The sequence below is a fragment of the Pseudooceanicola pacificus genome, from assembly GCF_009789075.1.
Classification (GTDB): domain Bacteria; phylum Pseudomonadota; class Alphaproteobacteria; order Rhodobacterales; family Rhodobacteraceae; genus Pseudooceanicola; species Pseudooceanicola pacificus.
Genome location: NZ_WNXQ01000003.1, coordinates 191,212 through 212,140, shown reverse-complemented (window position 1 = coordinate 212,140; position 20,929 = coordinate 191,212). Strand labels below are relative to the sequence as shown.

General features: G+C 68.8%; 16 protein-coding genes. 7 read left to right on the top strand and 9 right to left on the bottom strand.

What is annotated here, in order from left to right; translation table 11 throughout:
• Window positions 1-28 precede the first annotated feature (28 nt).
• Window positions 29-778, top strand: a complete 750-nt coding sequence (fabG, locus tag GLS40_RS06680; protein ID WP_160381972.1) for a 3-oxoacyl-ACP reductase FabG — start codon at window positions 29-31, stop codon at window positions 776-778.
• Between the two features lie 32 nt (window positions 779-810).
• Here fabG and GLS40_RS06675 read toward each other — a convergent pair whose 3' ends face one another.
• From GLS40_RS06675 to dctP, 7 genes are all read right to left on the bottom strand, one after another.
• Window positions 811-1,908, bottom strand: a complete 1,098-nt coding sequence (locus tag GLS40_RS06675) for a CaiB/BaiF CoA transferase family protein (protein WP_160381971.1) — start codon at window positions 1,906-1,908, stop codon at window positions 811-813.
• The gene (locus tag GLS40_RS06670) at window positions 1,905-4,031 is read right to left on the bottom strand and encodes an acetate--CoA ligase family protein (protein ID WP_202075978.1); all 2,127 of its coding nucleotides are present in this window, start codon (window positions 4,029-4,031) and stop codon (window positions 1,905-1,907) included. The genes GLS40_RS06675 and GLS40_RS06670 overlap by 4 nt, the downstream gene beginning before the upstream one ends.
• An 11-nt stretch (window positions 4,032-4,042) precedes the next feature.
• The gene (locus GLS40_RS06665) at window positions 4,043-5,191 is read right to left on the bottom strand and encodes an acyl-CoA dehydrogenase family protein (RefSeq protein WP_202075976.1); all 1,149 of its coding nucleotides are present in this window, start codon (window positions 5,189-5,191) and stop codon (window positions 4,043-4,045) included.
• A complete protein-coding gene (locus GLS40_RS06660; protein WP_160381970.1) occupies window positions 5,191-6,348 on the bottom strand; it encodes an iron-containing alcohol dehydrogenase family protein in 1,158 nt (385 codons plus the stop codon). Before GLS40_RS06660 ends, GLS40_RS06665 begins: the two co-directional genes overlap by 1 nt.
• 11 nt (window positions 6,349-6,359) lie before the next feature.
• Window positions 6,360-7,673: a TRAP transporter large permease gene (locus tag GLS40_RS06655; RefSeq protein ID WP_160381969.1), complete on the bottom strand. Its 1,314-nt coding sequence runs from the start codon at window positions 7,671-7,673 to the stop codon at window positions 6,360-6,362.
• Window positions 7,670-8,227: a TRAP transporter small permease subunit gene (locus GLS40_RS06650; RefSeq protein ID WP_160381968.1), complete on the bottom strand. Its 558-nt coding sequence runs from the start codon at window positions 8,225-8,227 to the stop codon at window positions 7,670-7,672. Before GLS40_RS06650 ends, GLS40_RS06655 begins: the two co-directional genes overlap by 4 nt.
• Before the next feature lie 144 nt (window positions 8,228-8,371).
• Window positions 8,372-9,412: a TRAP transporter substrate-binding protein DctP gene (dctP, locus tag GLS40_RS06645; protein ID WP_160381967.1), complete on the bottom strand. Its 1,041-nt coding sequence runs from the start codon at window positions 9,410-9,412 to the stop codon at window positions 8,372-8,374.
• Window positions 9,413-10,121: 709 nt separating this feature from the next.
• Here dctP and GLS40_RS06640 point away from each other — a divergent pair.
• On the top strand, window positions 10,122-10,733 hold the full coding sequence (locus GLS40_RS06640; RefSeq protein ID WP_160381966.1) for a TetR/AcrR family transcriptional regulator: 612 nt from the start codon (window positions 10,122-10,124) through the stop codon (window positions 10,731-10,733).
• Between the two features lie 3 nt (window positions 10,734-10,736).
• Here GLS40_RS06640 and GLS40_RS06635 read toward each other — a convergent pair whose 3' ends face one another.
• Together GLS40_RS06635 and GLS40_RS06630 are read right to left on the bottom strand one after the other, a co-directional pair.
• Complete coding sequence (locus GLS40_RS06635; RefSeq protein WP_160381965.1) at window positions 10,737-12,881, bottom strand: caspase family protein; 2,145 nt, start codon at window positions 12,879-12,881, stop codon at window positions 10,737-10,739.
• Window positions 12,882-12,900: 19 nt separating this feature from the next.
• On the bottom strand, window positions 12,901-13,716 hold the full coding sequence (locus GLS40_RS06630; protein ID WP_160381964.1) for a hypothetical protein: 816 nt from the start codon (window positions 13,714-13,716) through the stop codon (window positions 12,901-12,903).
• Window positions 13,717-13,873: 157 nt separating this feature from the next.
• Between GLS40_RS06630 and GLS40_RS06625 the strand changes: the two genes are divergently transcribed.
• The 5 genes from GLS40_RS06625 (at window position 13,874) to GLS40_RS06605 (ending at window position 20,915) form a co-directional block, all read left to right on the top strand.
• The gene (locus tag GLS40_RS06625; protein WP_160381963.1) at window positions 13,874-15,217 is read left to right on the top strand and encodes a S1C family serine protease; all 1,344 of its coding nucleotides are present in this window, start codon (window positions 13,874-13,876) and stop codon (window positions 15,215-15,217) included.
• Window positions 15,218-15,239: 22 nt separating this feature from the next.
• Window positions 15,240-15,968, top strand: a complete 729-nt coding sequence (locus GLS40_RS06620; RefSeq protein WP_160381962.1) for a response regulator transcription factor — start codon at window positions 15,240-15,242, stop codon at window positions 15,966-15,968.
• Complete coding sequence (locus GLS40_RS06615) at window positions 15,965-17,326, top strand: sensor histidine kinase (protein ID WP_160381961.1); 1,362 nt, start codon at window positions 15,965-15,967, stop codon at window positions 17,324-17,326. Before GLS40_RS06620 ends, GLS40_RS06615 begins: the two co-directional genes overlap by 4 nt.
• A 17-nt stretch (window positions 17,327-17,343) precedes the next feature.
• On the top strand, window positions 17,344-18,804 hold the full coding sequence (locus GLS40_RS06610; RefSeq protein ID WP_160381960.1) for a patatin-like phospholipase family protein: 1,461 nt from the start codon (window positions 17,344-17,346) through the stop codon (window positions 18,802-18,804).
• A gap of 86 nt (window positions 18,805-18,890) precedes the next feature.
• Window positions 18,891-20,915 carry a caspase family protein gene (locus GLS40_RS06605; protein WP_160381959.1) on the top strand — a complete coding sequence of 675 codons (2,025 nt, stop codon included), beginning with the start codon at window positions 18,891-18,893 and terminating at the stop codon, window positions 20,913-20,915.
• Window positions 20,916-20,929 lie beyond the last annotated feature (14 nt).

Sequence of the window (20,929 nt, the reverse complement as noted above, 5' to 3'; positions counted from 1 at the left end):
GAGTAAGTTTCCGAGACGGGAGGACAAGATGGATCTGGGATTGACGGGCCGCGTGGCGGCGGTCACCGGCGGCGGCGGCGCGATCGGGCGCACCACGGCGAAACTTCTGGCAGCCGAGGGCGCATCCGTCGCGCTGCTGGACCTCAGCGACGAGGCCGCCACGGCGGCGCGCGCCGAGATCGAGGCCGAGGTGCCCGGCGCAACCGTCTTCGCCACCACCTGCGACGTGGGCGACAAGGACAGCGTGACAGGGGCCTTTGCGGCGGTGGAGGCGGCGCTTGGCCCGGTGGACGTGCTGGTCAACAACGCCGGTTTCTCGCGCGACAAGTACCTGACGAAGATGTCCGAGGACGACTGGGACGACGTGCATCAGGTCGTGCTGAAGGGCACGTTCCATTGCTGCCGCGCCGTGCTGCCCGGGATGATGGAGCGGAACTGGGGCCGGATCGTGAACACCTCGTCGATGGCCTATCTCGGCAACCGGGGGCAGACGAACTATTCCTCGGCCAAGGCCGGGCTGATCGGCATGACCAACGCGTTGGCGCGCGAGGCGGGGCCATTCAACATCACCTGCAACGCGGTGGCGCCGGGGCTGATCGCCACGCCGCGCCTGCGCGCCCGGCCGGATTTCGGCAAGCTGGAACAGCGCTCCCTTGCGCTGACCCCCCTGCCCCGGCTGGGCACAGTCGAGGACGTGGCCAAGACGATCCTCTACTTCACCTCGGCCCTGGCGGATTTCATCACCGCGCAGACGATCCACGTCAGCGGCGGACGCTAGGCGCTGCCGCCCCCCGGCCCTGCGCCGGGGGCTCACCGGCCCGATGCGCCGCGCGACGCGTTCAGTTCGGGCACCGGCGCCGTGATCCGGCGCATGCCATTCAGGCGCACCGGAAAGGGCGTGATCGGTCCGGCGGGGCTGTCCTCGATCAGGCCGCGGGCGGCAAAATGATCCGACGCGGCGGCCTCGGCCGGCGACAGGACCGGCGAGGCCGGAACGTCACCCGCTTCGAACCGGGCCAGCAGATCGGCCAGCGGCTGCCGCGCCACCTGGTCGGCGATGCGGGCGTTGATCGCCCCGGCCTCCTCGCGCCGGGCCGCGGCGGCGGCATAGGCCGGATCGTCGAACCGCCCCATGTCGAGCGTCGCGCAGACCGCGCGCCAGAAATGATCCTCCAGCGCCGCGATGGAAACCGCGCCGTCGGCGCAGGCAAAGACCCCGTAGGCCGGGCGCACCAGGGCGATGCGGCGCTGTCCGGGCAGGTCCTCGACCCCGGCGGCGTCATAGACCGCGCGGCGGGTGTTGACCCAATGCGCCAGGCAGTCGGTCAGCGACAGGTCGATGAACTGCCCCTCGCCCGTCCGGTCGCGCTGGATCACCGCCGCCAGTACCGAGCTGAGCCCGTAGAGCGCCCCGCCCAGATCCGCCACCGGCAGGCCAAAGCTGTGTTCCGGCGGCCCGTCCGGGCGGCCGCAGAGCGCCGTCACCCCGGCCAGCGCCAGGTAGTTCAGGTCATGCCCCGGCGCCCCGGCCATCGGCCCCGTGGCGCCATAGCCGTACATGCCGATATAGATCAGGCGCGGGTTCACCGCGCGGCAGGCGGCATAGCCCACGCCAAGGCGGTCCATCACCCCGGGGCGGAAGCCGTCGATCATCACATCCATCCCGCTGACCAGGTCGAGCGCCGCCGCACGGCCGGCGTCGTCTTTCAGGTTCAGCGCCACCGAGCCCTTGCCGCGATTGACCAGCCGGAACAGGCCGGGGGAGGCGCGGCGCAGCCCGTCGCCATGTGGCGGACGCTCGACCTTGGTCACCTCTGCCCCCAGCTCCACCAGCGCCATGCTGAGGAACGGGCCGGGCAGAAGTTCCGAGAAATCGGCAACTTTCAGGCCGTCGAGCGGTGCGCTCATGCGCGCACCACGATCACGGCGTCCAGCGCCAGCGCGCCCTCGCCCTCGGCGCCGACCCAGACCGGATTGATGTCCATCTCCTCGATCCGTTCGGCATGCGCCACCACGTGATCGGACACCCTGGCCACCAGCAGGGCCAGGGCCTCCAGATCACGTGGCGGCTGTCCGCGATAACCGGTGAGCAGCTTCGCGGATTTCAGACGGCCGATCATCTCCATCGCCTGCGCCTGCGAGACGGGGAGCATGGCGCGGGTCACATCCTTGAACATCTCGACATAGATGCCCCCCAGTCCAAAGGTCATGACATGGCCGAAAACCGGGTCGCGGGCGACGCCGACAAAGGCCTCGACCCCGCCGGGGCGGGCCATCGGCTCCAGCAACACGCCGTCGAGCGGCGCATCGGGGACGGCCTGCCCGGCATTGGCCATGATGGTGTCGAAGGCCGCGGCGGCGTCCGCGGGGGCCACGTTCAGCATCACCCCGCCAATATCGGACTTGTGGGTGATCCGGGCCGAAACGATCTTCATCGCCAGCGCGCCGCCCATGCGGGCCGCGATCTCGCCAGCCTCGGCGGCGCTGGTGGCGACCTCGGGCGCGGTCACCGGCACGCCCGAGGCAGCCAGTTCGCGTTTGCCCTCGGCCTCGGTCAGGGTGCGGGTGCCGGTGGCGGGCGCCGCCACGCCCTGATCGACGATGAGCGGGGTCCAGGCCATGTCGAATCCCGACCGCCACGTGCCCCAGTCGATCCAGCGCCGCACCGCCTTGCCCATGTTCCTGAGCGAGCGGAACGGAACCAGCCCGCCCTCGGCCAGAGTGTGGTAGCCCTCGCCGGTGCGCTCGGAGAACCAGATCGGCACGATTGGCGTGTCCGTCGTCTTCTGCGCCTCCAGCATGGATTGGGCCCCGCGCGCGGTGTAGATCCCGTAGTCCATCGGCATCGGTGCCAGCACGATATCGGTGTTGGGGTCATTCGCGCAGGCGATGATCGCATCGAGGAAGGCCTGCGGCTGCGAAATCGAGATCGAGGTCGTGTCGATCGGGTTCGAGATCGCGGCGTAGGAGGGCAGCACCTCGCCCAGCCGGGCCAGCGTCTCGGGCGCGAAGTCCGACAGGGTCAGCCCCGCCGTGCCCACGTTGTCGGCGCAGAGCGAGGCCGCACCGCCGGAAGAGGCGAAGACGGCGACCTTTTCGTCCCCCCTGGGGATGGCGCGGGTGAAGAGCATGGCGACATCCATCGCCTCGTCCAGGTCGTCGACCTCGATCACGCCCAGCTGGGCGAAGACGGTGGAATTCACCTCGGCCGAGCCGGTGATCGAGGCGGTGTGCGACTGCGCCGCCGCCGCGCCATAGGCAGAGCGCCCCACCTTGAGCCCGATGACCGGCTTGCCCATCTCGGCCGCGCGTTTGGCGGCGGCGGCAAAGCGGGGGCCGTCCTTGAAACCCTCGACCAGGATGCAGATGACCTTCACCTCGGGGTCGCCGGCCATGTAATGCACGAAATCGGCGACCTGCAGGTCGCATTCGTTGCCCGAGGACGACCAGATCGAAAAGCCCATGCCGCGCGCGTTGTGCTGCAGCATGTTGCGCCCCAGCCCGCCGCCCTGCGTCGCCAGCGCTACCGAACCGGGGACCAGATCGTCCTTGTAGGCGGGCGAAAAGCTCATGCCGAGGGGGATGTTCAGGTTCACCAGCCCGGGGCAGTTCGGCCCGTAGATGCGGATGCCGGTGCGCTTGGAGATCTCGACCAGCGCCGCCTCTTCCGCGCGGCCCCAGTCGTCGGCCTCGGAAAAACCGCTGGTCAGGATCACGGCAAAGCCGCAGCCCTTTTCACCCGCCTGTTCGATGGTGCTCTTCACGAACTGCGCGGGCACCACGACGATCACCACGTCGACCGCTTCGGGCAGCGAGGCCATGTCGGGATAGGCCTTGTGGCCCATCACCATGTCCTGCTTGGGGTTCACCGGGTAGATCGTCCCGGCGAATCTGGAATGCTCCACGATGTTCTTCATCGTGTGATTGCCGATGGAATGTTCCTTCTCCGACGCGCCGACCACGGCGATGCTTTTCGGATTGAACAGCGGCGTCAGGTCCTGGAACCGGTAAGGTTCGAACATGTCCTTCATCGCCTGTCTCCCTACTTGAATGCCGAAAGGCCGAGGATCTCGCGGCCCGCGATCAGCGTCTGAACCTCGACCGTGCCCTCGGGGATCATGCCGCCCTTGGTGTCGCGAAAGATCCGTTCGATCGGGTATCCCACGGCGTAGCCCAGCCCGCCGTGGACCTGCATGGCCATGTCCGCGACCTCGAACGCCGCCTGGGTGGAATAGAGCTTGGCGATGGAGCAATCCTCGCGCGCCTCTTCGCCCCTATCCAGCCGCTGTGCGGCGGTATACGATAATGCGCGGGCCGCTTTTACCCGGATCGTCATGTCCACGATATACTTCTGGACGAGCTGGAATTCCCCGATCAGCCGCCCGAACTGCTCACGCGTCTTGACGTAGCCGGTCGAGATATCCAGCGCGGATTGCGCAGCGCCCACAGCGCCCATGGCGATGTTGACCCGGGCGGTGTTCAGCCCGGCCAGGGTGCCCGACAGGGCCTTGCCCTCGGGCCCGACCATATGGTCGAGCGGGACCTTGACGTTGTCGAAACTCAACTCGGACGTGCCGGTGGGGCGCAGCACCATCTTCTCGACACGCCGGGCCGCATACCCCGGTGTGCCGTCTTCCACGACAAATGTAGACAGCTCTCCGTCGCAGGTATCGGAATAGGTGCGCGCGACGATCAGGGCGATGTCGGCATTGATGCCGTTGGTGATCCACAGCTTGGAGCCGTTGATCAGCCAGTGGTCGTCCTTCTTTTCGGCCCGGCATTCGATGCCGCGCACATTGGACCCGACATTGGGTTCGGACAGGCCGGTGCAGCAGCGCAGCTTGTTCTGCAACAGGGGCTGAAGCCAGCGTTCCTTTTGCTCGGGCGTACCGAAGCGGCTGAGCTTCTGGATCGAACCGTTGGTGATGTTCACCATCGTGCGCAGCGAGCCCCAGCAATAGCCTGCGCTTTCCATCAGCGCCCCCCAGGTGACATAGGGCAGGTCGAACCCGCCGTCCGCCTCGGGGATCTTGCCGCCCAGATAGCCGAAGTCCTTGAGGTCGTCGAAGATTTCGAAGGGAAAGGTGCAGTCCCGCTCGTGCTTGTCGATGATCGGGGTGACGTTGGCTGCCAGCCACTTGTCGACCTGGTCCTTCAGCATCTGTTGTTCGGCGTCGAGATAGGCGTGCATCAGATCATGGCCTCGTAGAGCTTGGTGATGGCAGCCGCATCCAGCGGGCGGCCATTGCGATGCGTGGCCTGGCTGAGCAGGGCCATGTCCGTCAGGCGCGGGATGGCCTCGGCGTCCAGCTTGTAGGCCGCGATGGACTCGGGGCAGCTGGTCAGGGCCTGCAACCTCATCGCCGCGTCGAACATCGCCTTGCAGGCGGTGGCATCGTCGGCGCTGGCGGTCAGGCCCAGGCGGCGGGCGGCGGTGGCGTAGCGCGCGCCCAGGGTTTCCATGTTGAAGCGCAGCATATGCGGCAGGATCGTCCCCAGCACATGGCCATGCACGGCGGCGTGCAGGCTTTCGATCGGGGTGCAGAGCCCGTGGATCCCGTCGACCCCCTTCTGCCCGATGCAGAAGCCGCCAAGGTAGGAGGACATCATCACCCCCGCCCGCGCCTCAAGATCGGACCCGTCGGTGACCGCGCGTTCCAGGAAGTCGATGGCATAGCGCATCGAAGCCAGCGCCAGCTCGTCCGCAATCGGGTTCACCTGGTTGTTCGCATAGGCCCCGATGGCATGGCAGAAGGCGTCGAACCCGGTCGCTGCGGTCATCGCCGGCGGCAGCGACAGGGTCAGCTCGGGGTCCATCACCACGGTCGCGGGCTGCAGCAGCCGGCCGCGGATGACAAATTTCCGCTCGGGCGATTTCAGCACCGCCCCCAGCGAGGATTCCGATCCCGTGCCGCTGGTGGTCGGCAGGGCATAGAACGGCGGCACCGGCACGTCGGATGTGTCGACGTCCTTGCCGAAGCTGGCAAAGCTGTCCGTGCCGGTCAGGATCTCGGCCAGCGCGCCCTTGGCGGTGTCGATGGAGGACCCGCCGCCAAGCGCGATCAGCGCGTCGTAGCGGCCCGCCTGCCAGGCCTGGCGCGCGGCGGTGACATTGGCGGTGGTCGGGTTGGGGCTGACCTCGGCATAGGCCGCGTGGCTCACCCCTGCCCTGTCCAGCGCGGCCTCGATCCGCCCCAGCACCCCGGCCTGTTTCAGGCCGGGGTCGGTGACGATCAGCGCGCTGGTCTGTCCCCGCGCCGCAAGCAGCTCTCCCAGCCCGTCGCATCTGCCGGCGCCAAACAGGGCGTCGCCGGGCCAGTTGAGGGTGAAAGCTGCGGCGAGGGTCATTGTCATGGCTCCTAGTTGTAGAAGAGGTTCGGCAGGTAGAGCGCGATCCCCGGGAAGAGCACGATCAGGAACACGCCGACCAGCGTGACGATCACGTAGGGGATCACCGAGGTGTAGATGTCGCCCATCGTCACGCCCTTGGGCGCCACCCCCTTCAGGTAGAAGAGGTTGAAGCCGAATGGCGGCGTCATGTAGCCGACCTCCATCATGATGATGAAGAGGATCCCGAACCAGATCGGGTCGAACCCCGCGGCCTGCACCACCGGCAGGAAGACCGGCAGCGTGATCAGCATGATGCCGACGGGGTCGAGCACCATCCCGAACAGGAACAGGATCAGCAGCATGAAGATCAGCGAGCCCCATTTCCCGCCCGGGATATAGGTCATCAGGTCCTGGATCAGGCTCTGCGCGCCAAGCGCCGTATAGGCGGTGCTGAAGGCATGCGCGGCAAACAGGATCCACATGATCAGCGCCGTCAGCTTGAGCGTCGAGAGCGAGGCATCGTGGATCACCTTCCACGACAGCTGCCGGTTGACGGTGGTCGCGAACATGGCGCCGAAGACGCCGATGGCCGCGGCCTCGGTCGGGGTGGCGAAGCCGCCGAAGATGGCGCCCAGCACGATCACCACGATGGCGATCGGCAGGATCACCGCCTTGAGCGAGCGGAATTTCGGCCCCCAGCCGGCGCGTTCCTCCTTGGGCAGGGCCGGTCCCAGCTCGGGCTGGATGAAGCAGCGTACCCCGATGTAGATCGACACCAGGACAAAGAGCAGCAGCCCCGGCCCCACGCCCGCGGCGAAAAGGCGGCCGACCGAGACCTCGGTCAGCAGGGCATAGAGAACCATCAGGATCGACGGCGGGATCAGGATGCCCCAGCCCCCGCCGGCGTTGATGGCCCCGAGCGCTAGCTTCTTGTCGTACCCCCGCTCTAGCATCTTGGGCAGGGCGATGGTGCCCATGGTCACCACGGCCGCGCCGGAAATGCCGGACATGGCGGCAAAGATCACGCAGATCAGCACCGTGCCGATGGCCAGACCGCCACGCAGGCCGCCCCACCAGACGTGCATCATGTCGTACAAGTCATTGGCCACGCCTGACTTTTCCAACAATATCGCCATGAAGACGAATAACGGGATCGCCATCAGCGTGGGGTTCGCCATCGACTCCCACATCTTCGAGGCCAGCAGGTAGAACCCGATGGACCCCATTTCGAAGTAAAGGAAGATGACCGAGACGCCGCCAAGGACGAAGGCCAGCGGCGTGCCGAGCAGGACAAAGACCAGCAGCGCGCCAAAGAACAGAAGGGTCAGGAGTTCGACGCTCACAGCTGCACCCCGCCCGCTTCGCTTTCATCCGGGATCTGGACGCCAAAGGTTTCCTCGTCCACCGGCAGGCCCATCAGGATGCGCACATCGGCCCAGAGGCGGATCAGCCCCTGCAGCAGCAGCAGCGTCGCCGCCACCGGGATGAACGACTTGGTCGGCCAGAGCGGCGCCTTCCAGACGGAGTTCGACCGCTCCATGTCCTCGATCGCCTCTTTCGCGATGTCAAAGCCCTGCCACAGCAGGACACAGACGAAGAGCGCGAAAAGCGGCCAGGTCACGATGTCGATCAGCGCCTTCCGCTTCTGCGAGAAGGAGCCGTAGATGATGTCGACGTTCACATGGCCGCGCTCGGCCAGAAGGAAGCCGCCGCCGATGATGGCGTAGACGCCAAAGATCAGCGTGGCCAGTTCGGCGGTCCAGATCGCCGGGCTGCCGACGAGATACCGCATCACCACATCGGCGAGCAGCAGGACAAAGATGATAAGGACGGCCAGGCACACCCACCGTCCTATGAAGCGGTTGAACCGCGTGATGGCCCTTGCGAGGTTCTGCATGGTCCGGGACCCCTTGTTACGGCAGGACTCAGCCGTCCCGTTCCCCGCTCACCGGGGTCCGGGCGGCCGCGCCGCCGTGCGTTTGCTGGTAAAGGGGCCGCGGCGGCCTGTGCGGACGCCGCGGCCCAAGGGCATCGGCCCGGATCAGGTGTAGCCGAGGTCTTTCATCAGACCGGTGTAGACATCGGCGGCCTTGGTCGCGATCTCGCCCCTCTCGGCTTCGGTCGCCAGGATGTTGCTGGAGGCTTCGGCCAGCATGGCCAGCACGTCGTCCGGCAGGGTGATCACCTGAACGTTTTCGTTGGCGATGCCCTCGGAAAGCGCGATGGCCTCCTTGTGCATGTACTCGGCCGAGCGGCGGAAGAAGCGGATTTCCATCAGGTCGGTGATCGCCGACTTCATGTCGTCATCCAGGTCTTCCAGCTGATCGACGTTCACGATGAACGCGTCGATGGTGAAGCCGAGCGCGGGTTTGCAGTGGTATTTGCAGACCTCCCACAGCGACATCGACTGTGCGCCGACCGCCGCACCCCAATGCGCGCCGTCCACCACGCCCGAGCTGAGCGACTGGTAGAGCTCGGAGCCGGGGATGTACTGCGGCGCCGCGCCGGCGGCGGCGAGGTAGTCCAGCATGGTGCCCGACGAGCGGATCTTGAGGCCCTGGAAATCGGCCGCCGACTTGATGTCCTTGGACACCACCATTTCGGTCGGATAGGCCTTTTCCGACATCAGCAGCACGCCATCGGGGATCAGCTCTTCGTTGACCATGGCTTCCAGCCCGAGGTTCTTGGCCGCATGCTGTGCTTCCCAGCTTTCGCGGAAGGTGCCCGGAATACCGTAGAGGAAGCTGGCCGCCTGTGCCTTGTCCTGGATGTAGGACGGGCTGAGCGTGCCCATCGGCACAACGCCCTTGCGGACCAGGTTGTAGATGTCCGGCCCCTTGGCGAATTCGCCCGCGCCGAACAGTTCCAGTTTGAACGCGCCGTCGGTGCGCTCTTCCAGGGCGGCGGCAAGCACACCCAGGCTGTCGGTGAACGAGCTGGACGCTTTCGGCCAGTGCGACTGCACCCGCCAGTTGACGGCACCCGCTGCGATACCCTTGCCGATGATGGCCGGGGTGGCGACGGTTGCAATCGCCGCGCCACGCAGCATCGAACGACGGTTAATGTTCTTGATCGTGGTCATGAAATCCTCCCTGACGAATGACCTGACCCGGATTCTGCGATGCCGTGGCCACAAGTTGCAAGGAGTTACGACCTCTCGACGGGCCGGCCTCCCCTCCGCAAGACTTAAGAGAACATAGTTGTACTGACGCGTCAATAAACGGCGTCGCAGAGATCGCATCAGGTCCTCGACACAGATCTGTTGCAGGACCCCGCCACGCGCCCTGAAAATGTTTGCTCATCCAAGCGCAGGCGGCGCAAACCACAGTCAGACAAGGCCGATCGCACCCCTGGCCACTGTCTTGGCATGAGCAAACACTTACTCATCAGTAAACAAAACTTGCCCCTGGTGAAAAACGATCACCCCGTCGTGATCGGACGCCAGAACCCGGATGCCGCGGCGCGGCTTTCGGGATACGGGTATTTCTGACTGGCAAAATCATCTGCCGCTTCTCGGAAATAGCTTTCCGATTCGCGCCGCCGCCGTGGATGCCTGGCTCAGGTTGTGGCGCCCGGCGGACCTGCGGCAAGCCGATCGCGGTGGCATGTGACGCAAGGTCAGGCCCGCTATTCGCCCGCCGGAGCGATTTCCCTTTGCCGTCCCGTCAGCACATCCTTTTACTGGGCCGTAACCAACGGCCCGGAAAATTGCTTTGGGCCGGAGATGGCGGAGTGGTTGCATATTGGTGCTGCAGTCGCATACATTCCGCACAGTGGAAAATGGACGCTTCATGGCTAGCTGGAACGGCGCTGTCGCCTCGCGCGAGGAAATTCGGGAACTGAAACGGCGGGCCGCGCTGCGGGTCGCCGCGCGTATCTTCAACGAGAAGGGCTATCACGCCACCTCGCTGGACGAGATCGCGGATGAGATCGGGGTCACCAAGACCGCGCTCTATTACTATTTCAAGAACAAGGAACAGCTGCTCTACGAGTGCCTCAAGCTGACCTATGACTGCGGCCAGAACGCCCGGCTAGAGGCCGAAAAGCTGGACGGTTCCTCCTTCGACAAGCTGCGCGCGCTCTACCGCCGGTTCATGGAGAACCTGATGGAGGAACGCGGCGCCTATACCACGATGGCCAATATCCGCGCCCTCCCGCCCGAGCATCAGGCCGAGCTGCTGGAACGCCGCCGCCACCTGGACCGCTATTCCCGCATGCTGCTGGAAAAGGCGATCGAGGAAGGGTCGGTGCGCTCCGTCGATGTGCGGCTGACCTCGAACTTCTTCCTGGGCGCGGTGAACTGGATCCTGCGCTGGCATACCGAGGATGACGCGATGAAGCCCTCGGATGTGGCGAACCACTTCCTCGACCTCTTCATGAACGGCATCGCCGAAAAGGGCTGAGGCTCAGCCCCCCGACGGGATGGTGTCGATCTCGAACTGCAGGAAGACGGGCACCGGGTCCGCCTTCTTCTTTCGGCTCGACAGGCTGACCGCGCCGCGCGTGGTCTGGCCGAACCCGGCCTCGTCCAGCAGACCGCGGATGCCCTCCTGCGCCCCGGCGTCGCGGGATATCTCCAGCGGGTTCTGCTCCAGGAACGACAGGTCCTCGACGTCGGACTGGGGCGCGGCGGGGGACAGGATGACAATCAGCCGGTCGCGGCCGAAACTGTCGTCGGTCACCAGCACGTAGTCGTCATCCAGCGTCGAGCCCGGCTGCAGCCGGCCATTGCCCATGAAGGTGATCGCGTAGTCGGAGCCGACGTAGAGCAGGTTGAAATCCACCGGATCGGTGCCCGAATTGGTCAGCCGCACTCCGATCACGTCGTCGGGCACCATGCGCGGGACCTCGGCCCCCGCCACCGGGATCCGGCTGTCGGCGACGACCTCCTCGGCCTGCGGGTCGAAACGGCCGGTGACCAACGCGGCCTCGACCGGCAGGCTGGCGGATGCGGTGGCGGCGCCGACCTTCAGCAGGTTCAGCGCCTTGGCGATGGTGGCGAAACTGTCGGCCATCAGCGCCGAAAGCTCCTCTGCCGAGCGTCCCCCGGTTCCGATCGAGGGCGTGTCAGCGTAATGCGCCGGGTCGACCAGCCCGGTTGCGGGCAGGATCCAGATCGCATCGGGGCGCGGGCTGTCGGGGATCACGGCGAGGCGCAGGTCGGCCTCCTCGGCCCCCGCCGGAACGAAGGAGATGCGCGCGGCCACCGCCGGTTCGCGCATCATCTCGGCCATCGCCGCCTGCAGGGCCTGTGCCGGGGCGCTGCCTTCGGGCGGCAGGGCGACGGTCAGGGAAAAGTCGATGCCTGCCGAGATCTTGCGCAGCACCGCGCCCGGCGGCACCTCGGGCGCCGTGCCTTCGGGCAGCGCTTCGGCGCGGAAGGTTGTCGCGCTCTCGACCCTGTAGGTGGCCAGCGCCGCCTCGTCCGGATCGGCCGGCGAGGCAAGCAGCGCCAGCTCGGTTCCCGGGGTCAGCCCGTGCAGCGTGCCCGCCGGAACCGACAGGCCGGCATTGCGCCGCTCGGCCACCCATTGCAGCACGCGCCCCGCCCCGCCGGCGCCAAAAACCGGCTGGTCCAGGTCCCCCTCGAACAGCGGGGTCGAACGGGCGAGGTTCAGCACGGCATATTTGCGCAGCACCTCCTGCGCCAGCTGGCGGTAGGTGATGCCGGGGCGTTCGGCCATCGTTTCGAACAGCGTATAGGTGAACACCCCCTGCGGGCGCCGCCCGGGCTGGCCGCGCGGCATGTTCTTTTCGGGCGTCGTCTCGTTGGTCTGCGCGGCGAAAAAGGCAACCAGCCGCCCGGGTTCGCCCCCGGCGGGGGCCTGCGCCTCGACCGGGGCGGCGGGGCGGTCGCGCGGATCGGCGGGAACGGTGACCTCGGCCCGGGCCATCGCCGCCTCGGGGATGCCCAGGGCGGCGGGCAGCAGCTTGCGCTCGCGCACATCGTCCCCGCCCGTGGGTGCGGCGCGGGTGGCGGTGCCGGAATGGCAGCTGTCGAAGACCACCCAGACATCGGCCCCGGTGGCGCGGATGGCGTCGATCATGCGCCCGATCTCGTCATCCACCAGCCCGTTTTCCACCGTGCCCACGGTGTCGTTCCAGGGCCCGATATCGACCGGCAGAAACAGCTCGTCCAGGCCGTCCAGCTCGCTCGCCGGATCCAGCGCCGGGGCCTGGGTGCCGTGGCCCGAGAAATGCAGATAGACAAAATCCCCGGGGCCCGACACCGCGGCCAGCGCGGCCATCCGGTCGCGGATCGCCTTGAGGGTCGCGGGCTCTGCGCCCTCCAGCCCGTCGGCCAGGACATGGATATTGGCGGGGGCAAAGCTCAGCACCGGATTGGCGGTCAGATAGCTTCGCACCAGGTCGACATCGTTGCGCGGGCCGTTCAGCCAGGCGCCCTTGTCCAGGTTCACGTACTCCGACGCGCCGATCAGCAGCGCCCGCGCCTCGCCCGCCCGTCCGGGCAGGCCCGGCAGCAGGGCAACCCCGGCCAGCAGCAGGGCCGCCACGCCCCGGCGCGGCCCGGTCATCGCGAATGTCATCATCTCTCCCCCCTCGCCCGGTTCAGTTGGTGATAAGAGTGTAGGACGTGACGGTCGCCCCCCTGTTCAGGATCACGACCGAGAACACCTCTTGGGTCGCCGGACGCCAGCCGCAATAGGCGATGGCGCTGATATCCGTGTCGGTGCAGACCACCCGCCCGGCACTGTCATAGACCATCAGGTTGAGGTCCACGCCGGACTGCCCCTCGACATAGACCTCGGCATAGCTGTTGCCTTCGTATTCCAGCGGGCGATAGGTGTCGCGCCCGCCCGCGCGGATGCGGCTGATGGAATAGACCTGCCCCGAGACGACGCCCTTGGTGCGCATGGCGCGCTGATCCTCGACCAGCCCCGCGATCAGCGGATCGCCGGGGGCAAGCGCCAGGGCGGTGTCGAGCATGTCCTCGGCGCTGACCGGGCCGGCGGGGGCGGCGTCCTGGGTCGCCGCCTCGTCCGCCGGGGCGGGGGACGCGCCGGTCATCGCTCCCTCACCGGCCTTGGCCGAAGGGGCGTCGCCCTGCCCGGCCTGCGGGGCGGGCGCGGTGCCCTCCCCCGGTGCCGCCTCGGCCATCGGGTCCGCCATGCGTGACGCCGCACCCGCCCCGGGCGCAAGCGCGGCCATCGGGGGGGCGTCACGCTCGGGCTCGCGCGCGATCCGCTGGCCGAACAGCTCTCCGCGGATGCGGGCGGCGGCGATGGCCAGCAGCGGGTCGCGGTCCTCCAGCGCCAGCTCGTAGAGGCGGGCGGACAGTTCGGCGCGGCGGGCGGCGCTGTCCTGCGCGGCGGCGGGCAGCGGAAGGATGGCCAGCGCCAGACAGGCGATCAGGATGCGGGTCATGCGGGTCTCTCCTCGGAACTCCACCCCGATAATGCGGGGCGCGGCGGCCATCATCAAAGCGTTTTTCGCCCCGAATTCAAAGATGAACGGACTTGTCATGTGATCCGCGCCGCGCCCGCCGCTATCACCGGGAACGGCTCTTGCGAAAGGATACGCCATGACACCGACCCTGACCGGACTGCGCAGAACCCTGCGCCGCGCGCCGCTGGTGGCGCTGATCCCGCTGGCCGCGCTGATGCTGCTGCTGGCCACCGGCCCCGGCCCCCTGCGCGCCGCCGCCGCGCCTGAAACGGTGCTGAACCGCGGGCTGGACGCCACGCTGGTGGTGCTGAGCGACGATGACGACGCGGCCTTCCTGGGCTCGGCCGTGCTGTGGGGCGACGGGACGGTGATCGTGACCGCCGACCATGTGCTCAAGGGCCGCCGCCGGGTGCTGGTGCAGGACCGGCACGGGCGCTTTGTCAGCGCCGAGGTCACCGCCCGCGACCCGGTGCGCGACATCGCCATCCTGCGGATCGACGAGCCGGTCTTTGGCAAGGGCCTGACGCCCGCCGACGTGCTGCCCGGGCTGGGGGACGAGGTCTATGCCATCGGCGCGCCGCTGGAGATCGAATACACCGTCACGCGCGGCATCGTCTCGGCCACCGCCCGCCAGGTCGAGGCGCATGTGCCCGTGCTGCTGATCCAGCACGACGCGGCGATGAACCCCGGTTCTTCGGGCGGGGCGCTGATCGGGTCCGACGGGCGGCTTTACGGGATCAACACGCGGATCGCCGACGGATCGCGCCTGTTCGCCGGGATCTCCTACGCCATCCCCGCGCAGGTCATCGCCCGTTTCATCGCGGGCGAGCTGGCTCCGGTGCGCGACCTGGGCCTGACGGTGCGCCCGGTGACGGCGCGGATCGCCCGGGCGCTTGGCCTGGACACCGCCGCCGGCGTGCTGGTCGACGACGTGGCCCAGGGCGGGCGCGGCTGGCGCTCGGGGGTCGAGGCGGGGGATGTGCTGATCTCGCTCGACGGGCAGCCGATCCGCCGGCCGGGCGACCTGTCGCTGCTGCTGGCCGGGGTTTCGGGCGACAAGGCGCAGCTGGTGATCCGCCGCGACGGTGTCGAGGTCTCGCTCCTGCTCGACCTGACCGACACCACGCCGCGCCTGTCGCTCTCGGACGGGGCGCGCATGGCCGCCAAGGTCGATCATTACACATGGGAAAAGCTGGGCATCTTCCTTGACGACGCCGGGCGCCGCGTGGTGCGCGTCAGCCGCTCCAGCCCCGCCTATCGCGCCGGGCTGGCCGACGGGGACGAGATCGTGGCAGTCAACGGCGAGCCGGTGCGCGAGGGCGTGATGCCCGACACCCGCATCGACGGCCCGGTGCTGCTGCTGGTGCGTCGCAACGGCGGGCGCACGATGCATGTGATGGTCGACCCCTGGACCAACGTGTTGCCCGATGTGCCGCTCGGGGGCGCGAATGCGCTTGACCCGGCGGTGTCGGTGTTCTGATCTCGGACCCGAGGAGACCCCCATGACCGACCAGCCCCCCCGCATCCTGATTGTCGAGGACGATGCCGAGGCCGCCGAGGCGCTTGCCGCCGCGGCGCGCGAGCTGGGCGCGCAGCCCGAGGTCGTCACCACCTATGACGCCGGGCTGATCGCGGCGGCGGGGACCGATTACGCGGTGGTCGTCTTTGACCGGATGCTGCCGGGGGGCGACGGGATCGACGCCATCGCCCGGATCCGGGCCGCCGGGTCGACCGCGCTGGTGCTGGTCGTCTCGGCCCTGGGCCGGGCCGCGAACAAGATCGAGGGGCTGGAAAAGGGCGCCGACGACTACCTCGCCAAACCCTTCGACCCCGACGAGCTGCGCGCCCGGCTGCGCGCGCTGCTCAGGCGGCAGGCGATGCAGGTGCTCGACAACGACATGGTGGTGCTGGGCCCGGTGCAGATCCGGATGAAGGCGCGCACCGTGCATGTCGGCAACCAGCACGTGCCCGTCAGCCCCAAGGAGTTCGAACTGATCGCCTATTTCGCCCGCAACGCAGGCGAGACGGTGACCCGCACGCAGCTGCTGGAAAACGTCTGGAACCTGCATTTCGACCCCCAGACCAATGTGGTGGATGTGCATGTCGGGCGGCTGCGGCGCAAGCTGGAACAGGCGGCGGGGCGCGGGGTGATTCACACCGACCGGGGCGCGGGCTATGTCTTCGACCCGCAGCGCGCCCCGCAGCCCGCCGATGACGGGGACGCGGGGTGAGGCCACGCCTCCCCCTTCTCGGGTCGGCGGCGCTCAGGGTCACGCTGGGCGTGGCGGCGGGCATCATCCTGCTGTCGGTCGGGGCGATGGCGGTGCAATACCGCATCACCGCCAGCGCGCTGGAGGACCGCCAGGGCGAGCTGATGGCCGCCGAACTGGCCGGCTTTGCCCAGTTCTACGAACAGCGCCGCATCCCCGGCCTGCGCGAGGCGATCGAGGCCCGCGCCACGGTCACCGGGCCGGACGAGGCGCTTTACCTCCTGCAGGATCGCAACGGGCAGCGGCTCGCGGGCAATATCGCCAGCTGGCCCGAGGGGGTGGTGCCCTCGGGCAGCCTGTTCGCCGCCGCGCCGATGGTCGAGGTTCCGGGCCCCGCCGGCGCCTATCGTGGCGTCGCGCGCGAGCTGCCGGGCGGCTTCCCCCTGCTGGCCGCCCGCGCGATGACCCCGGTGACCGAGACGCTGCGCGAGCTGCGCGGCACCATCCTGCGCGTCGCGGCGGGGCTGTCGGCGCTGGCGCTGCTGGCGGGCTGGCTGGTGGCGCGTGCCGTGGTGGGCCGGATCGGGCGGCTGAACGCCCTGGCCGACCGCGTGGCCGGGGGCGAGCTGTCCGCCCGCCTGCCCGGCCCCCGCACGCGCGATGAATTCGGCGCGCTGGAGACCCATTTCCACGCCATGCTCGACCGGATCGAGGCGCTGAACCGGGCCACGCACCGCCTGTCGGACACCATCGCGCACGAGCTGCGCACCCCCCTGAACCGCATCCGCCAGCGCCTGGGGCGGATCGAGGGGCAGGCCGACGAGATCGCGGCGCTGCAGGCCGAGATCGCGGGCACGGTGCGCATCTTCGACAGCCTGCTCGACATTTCCAGCGCCGAGGCGGCCTCGGGCCAGCGACCCGGCCTGGTGCCGGTGGATTTCTCGACCCTCGCGGCCGAGGTCTTCGACCTGTACGCCCCGCTGGCCGAGGACCGGGGCCTGCAGGCCGCCGCCCGCATCGCGCCCGACTGCTGGGTGCTGGGAGAGCGCAACCTGCTGGCGCAGTTGGTGTCGAACCTGCTGGACAATGCGATCAAGTTCACCGCGCCCGGCGACCGGGTCGAACTGACGCTGGCGCCCGAGGCCGACCGGCACCTGCTGGTGGTCAGCGACACCGGCCCCGGCCTGCCGGAGGAGCTGCGCGGCGAGGCCTTCGACCGTTTCACCCGGGCGGACCGAGATCGCGACCGGCAGGGCCACGGGCTGGGGCTGGCGCTGGTGCAGGCGATCGCCGCCCGCCACGGCGCACGTCCCACCCTGCCCCCGGTTCGAAGGGGTTTCAGAATCGAGATCGCATGGCCTAAGCTCTCCCGACCCTGAGGGGGGACGGGGACGAGATGAAGCTGCTGATGTCGCTGGCGATTGCCGCCGGTCTTGCCGGGTGCGGTGTGCTGAACACGCCGCGCAATGCGCCGCTTACGGCCGGGGCCAACGCGCCGCTGGTCACGCCGCTCGCCGGCGACGAGGATGGCGAAATCTACGTCGGCCTGGCGTTTTCCGGCGGCGGCATGCGCGCCTCGGCCTTTGCCCACGGGATGCTGCTGGCGATGCGCGAGGCCACGGCCAGCGCGGGCGATCCCGACGGAATGCTTTCGGATGTGCGGCTGGTCACCGGGGTTTCGGGCGGGTCGGTCACCGCCGCCTATTTCGGGCTGACCGGGCCCGCGGGCGTCATCGGCTATCGCGACAGATACCTGATCAGGGATGCCGAGCGCTACATGGCGACCTCGGTCTTCAACCCACTGACGCTGATCAACGGGCTGTCGGGCGGCGCCAACGGGCGCGCCACATTCGGCCGGTTCCTTGACGAAACGCTGTTTCACGGCGCCACCTTCGGCGATCTGCGCAAACGCTCGCGTGTCCGCACCTGGATCAATGCCAGCGACGTGGCGAACCAGACGACGTTCCTGTTCTCGCCCGAAACCTTCGATGCGCTGTGCTCCGACCTTGCCTCCTATCCGATATCGGATGCGGTGGCGGCCTCGGCGGCCTATCCGCTGGTCTTTGCCCCGATCACGCTTGAGACCCATCGCGGCAAATGCACCTATCGCGAACCCGACTGGCTGACCGCCGCGCGCTACAACCCCGAGGCCTCGGGCGCGATGAAGGCCCATGCCGCCGCGCTGGAAAGCTATGCCGGCGCGCCCGACGTGCGTTACGTCAAGCTGCTGGACGGCGGGATCACCGACAATTTCGGCACCACCGGGCTGGCCGTGGAACGCGCCCGCGCCCAGGTGCCCTATGCCCCCCTGACCGAGGTCGAGGCCGTGCGCCTGCGCCGCCTGCTGTTCCTGGTCGCCAATGCCGGGGTGCAGAAGGATTATTCCTGGACGCAGAAGCTGCGCGGCCCCGGCGGGGTGCAGTTGGCGACCTCGATCGCCAGTTCGGCGATGGCCGCCGCCTCGCGCACCGGATATGACGCGATGCGCCTGCAACTCGACAAGTGGCAGGCCGATCTGGTGGAATACCGCTGCGCCCTGCCCGCCGCCACGGTGCGCCGCCTGCGCGGAACGCTGGCGGGCTGGGAGTGCCGCGATCTGAAGTTCTTTGTCGGCGAGGTCTCGTTCCGCGCCCTGCCCGGCCCGATGCAGGACCGGCTGGACCGAATCCCCACCCGACTCAGGCTGGACGAGTCGCAGGTCGACCTGGCCATCGAGGCCGGACGCCGCGCGACGCTGGACAACGCCGAGTTGAACGGCTTCCTCCGGGCAACCAATCGCTATGGGGGCAACCCCCTGATCGCGGGGGCGCGGGGCGGTATTTCGGGGGCCAGACGGATCACGCCCGTCAAGAACTGATGACAAATCCGGTCATCTGGCCGTTTCACTTGATCGGGGGCCAACCCCCTGCAATCATTGAAACCTGGAGGAGCCGGAGAGGCCAGATGACCCGTTTAGACCCACGCATTGCGCGGCTTGTCGCCGTCGCGCTGACCCTGACTTTCGCCCCCCAGCCGGGGCTGGCGAAGGTGCTGGGCCTGGTGGTCGGCGTGTCGGATTACGAATATCTGGACGCCGATCTGCGCGGCCCCGCCAACGATGTCGGACTGGTCGCGCGGATGCTGCTGGCGCGCGGCGCCGCCCCGGCGGACGTCACCGTGCTGGCCGCCCCCGACGCGCCGCTGCCCGGGGGCCTGGCCCCTGCCGCCCAGCCCCGGCGCGCGGCCATTGTCGCGGCGCTGGAAGGGCTGGCGGCGACCGCCCGGCCGGGGGATACGGTGGTGTTCTACTTCTCGGGCCACGGTTCGCAGATGCCCGATGCCTCGGGGGACGAGGCGGGCGGGTATGACGAGATCCTGCTGCCCTCGGACGCGCGCGACTGGAAAGGCGCGATCGGCGCGGTGGAAAATGCCCTGGTCGACGACGAGCTGGGCGTGATGATGCAGGCGATCCTCGACACCGGGGCCGAGCTTGTCGCCATCCTCGACGCCTGCCATTCCGCCACCGGGTTCCGCGATATCGCGGGCAATGGCGCCGCGCGCTATGTCGACCCGGCCCTGCTGGGCGTGCCCGATGCGCAGGCCGGCGATGCCGAGGCCGGACAGGTCGCGCCACCGCTGAACGGGCGGTTCGTCTTCCTCTATTCCTCGCAATCCGACCAGCGGAGTTTCGAATATCCCCTGGGCGATGCCGGGGATCCGGCCAGCTGGTACGGCGATTTCACCGGCGCGCTGATGCCGGTGCTGACCGCCGGACAGGGGCTGAGCTGGGCGCAGGCGCTGATGGCGGCGACGGATGGCATGTCGCGCAGCGGGCCTGCCGCGCAGACGCCCGATGCCGAGGGCACGCTGCTGGAGGCCCCCGTTTTCGGCACCGGCACCGGGCAGGCGCTGTGGCGGACGGAGGGGCGCAGGGTCGCCGCCGGGCTGCTCGCCGGGCTGGGCGCAGGGGCGCAACTGGCAGTCTACGCGGATGCCGCCGCAAGCGGGACCCCCGTGCTGGCCGAGGTGGCCGAACTGCGGGCCGACAGCGCCATGCTGGCCGGGGGCGAGGGGCTGCCCGCGCAGGGCTATGCGCGCCTGAACCGCCCCGCACCGCCCGCGCCGCTGGCGCTGGCCGCCCCGGTGGCGGCGGATGGCGGGGATTACGCCGCGCTGGCCGCGACGCTGGCCGAGGTCACGGCCAATCTCGACGGGATCGCCCCGGCGGACGCGGGCCGGGCCGCTATGACCCCCTATTTCACCGGCGGCACCCTGGCGCTGGCCGGGCGCGACGGCGTGCTGGACGGGGCCGGCCCGGGATCGAGCCCGCGCCTGTCCGGCGGCGAGACCGGGCCGCAGGCCGTGGCGGCCTTCCTCGACCGGGCGGCGCGGGCCCATGCCCTGCGCACCGCGCTCGGCATGGCCGAGGGCGGCGGCCTGTCGGCCTTTGCCCTGCCGGGCGTGGGATTGCAGGTGGCGCTGACGCAGGTCGGCGGCGGCGCAGAGTGCGACGGCTCGGGCGCGGAAACCCCGGTCACCGGCGCCGCCACGGTCCAGGATTGCGATCAGCTGTGGCTGAGCGTCACCAACGGCTCGCGCACCGCGCGCGACATCACCGTGCTCTACCTCGACCGCGACCTGGCGGTCACCGCGCTCTGGCCCGAGGGCGGGCTGTCCAACCGGCTCGGCTTTGGCGAGACGCAGGAGATCGGGCTGCAGATCACCAACCCTTCGGACCTGCCCGGCAGCGAAGAGTTGATCGTCCTGTCGGCCCCCGCCGTCCAGGGCGCCCCCCGCACCGTGCTGACCGCGCTGGCCGATCCGGTGCAGATGCGCGCCGCCGCACCCGAATCCGGGCCGTTGGCGCAGTACCTGATGGCCGCCGCCGACCCGTCGGCGCAACAGCGCAACCTGCCGATGCCGGGTGCCGTGCCCCGGCTGGAGGTCACCCGTTTCCGTATTTCGCTGGCCCCTGCCGGCATCCGCTGACTTCACCATGTCAT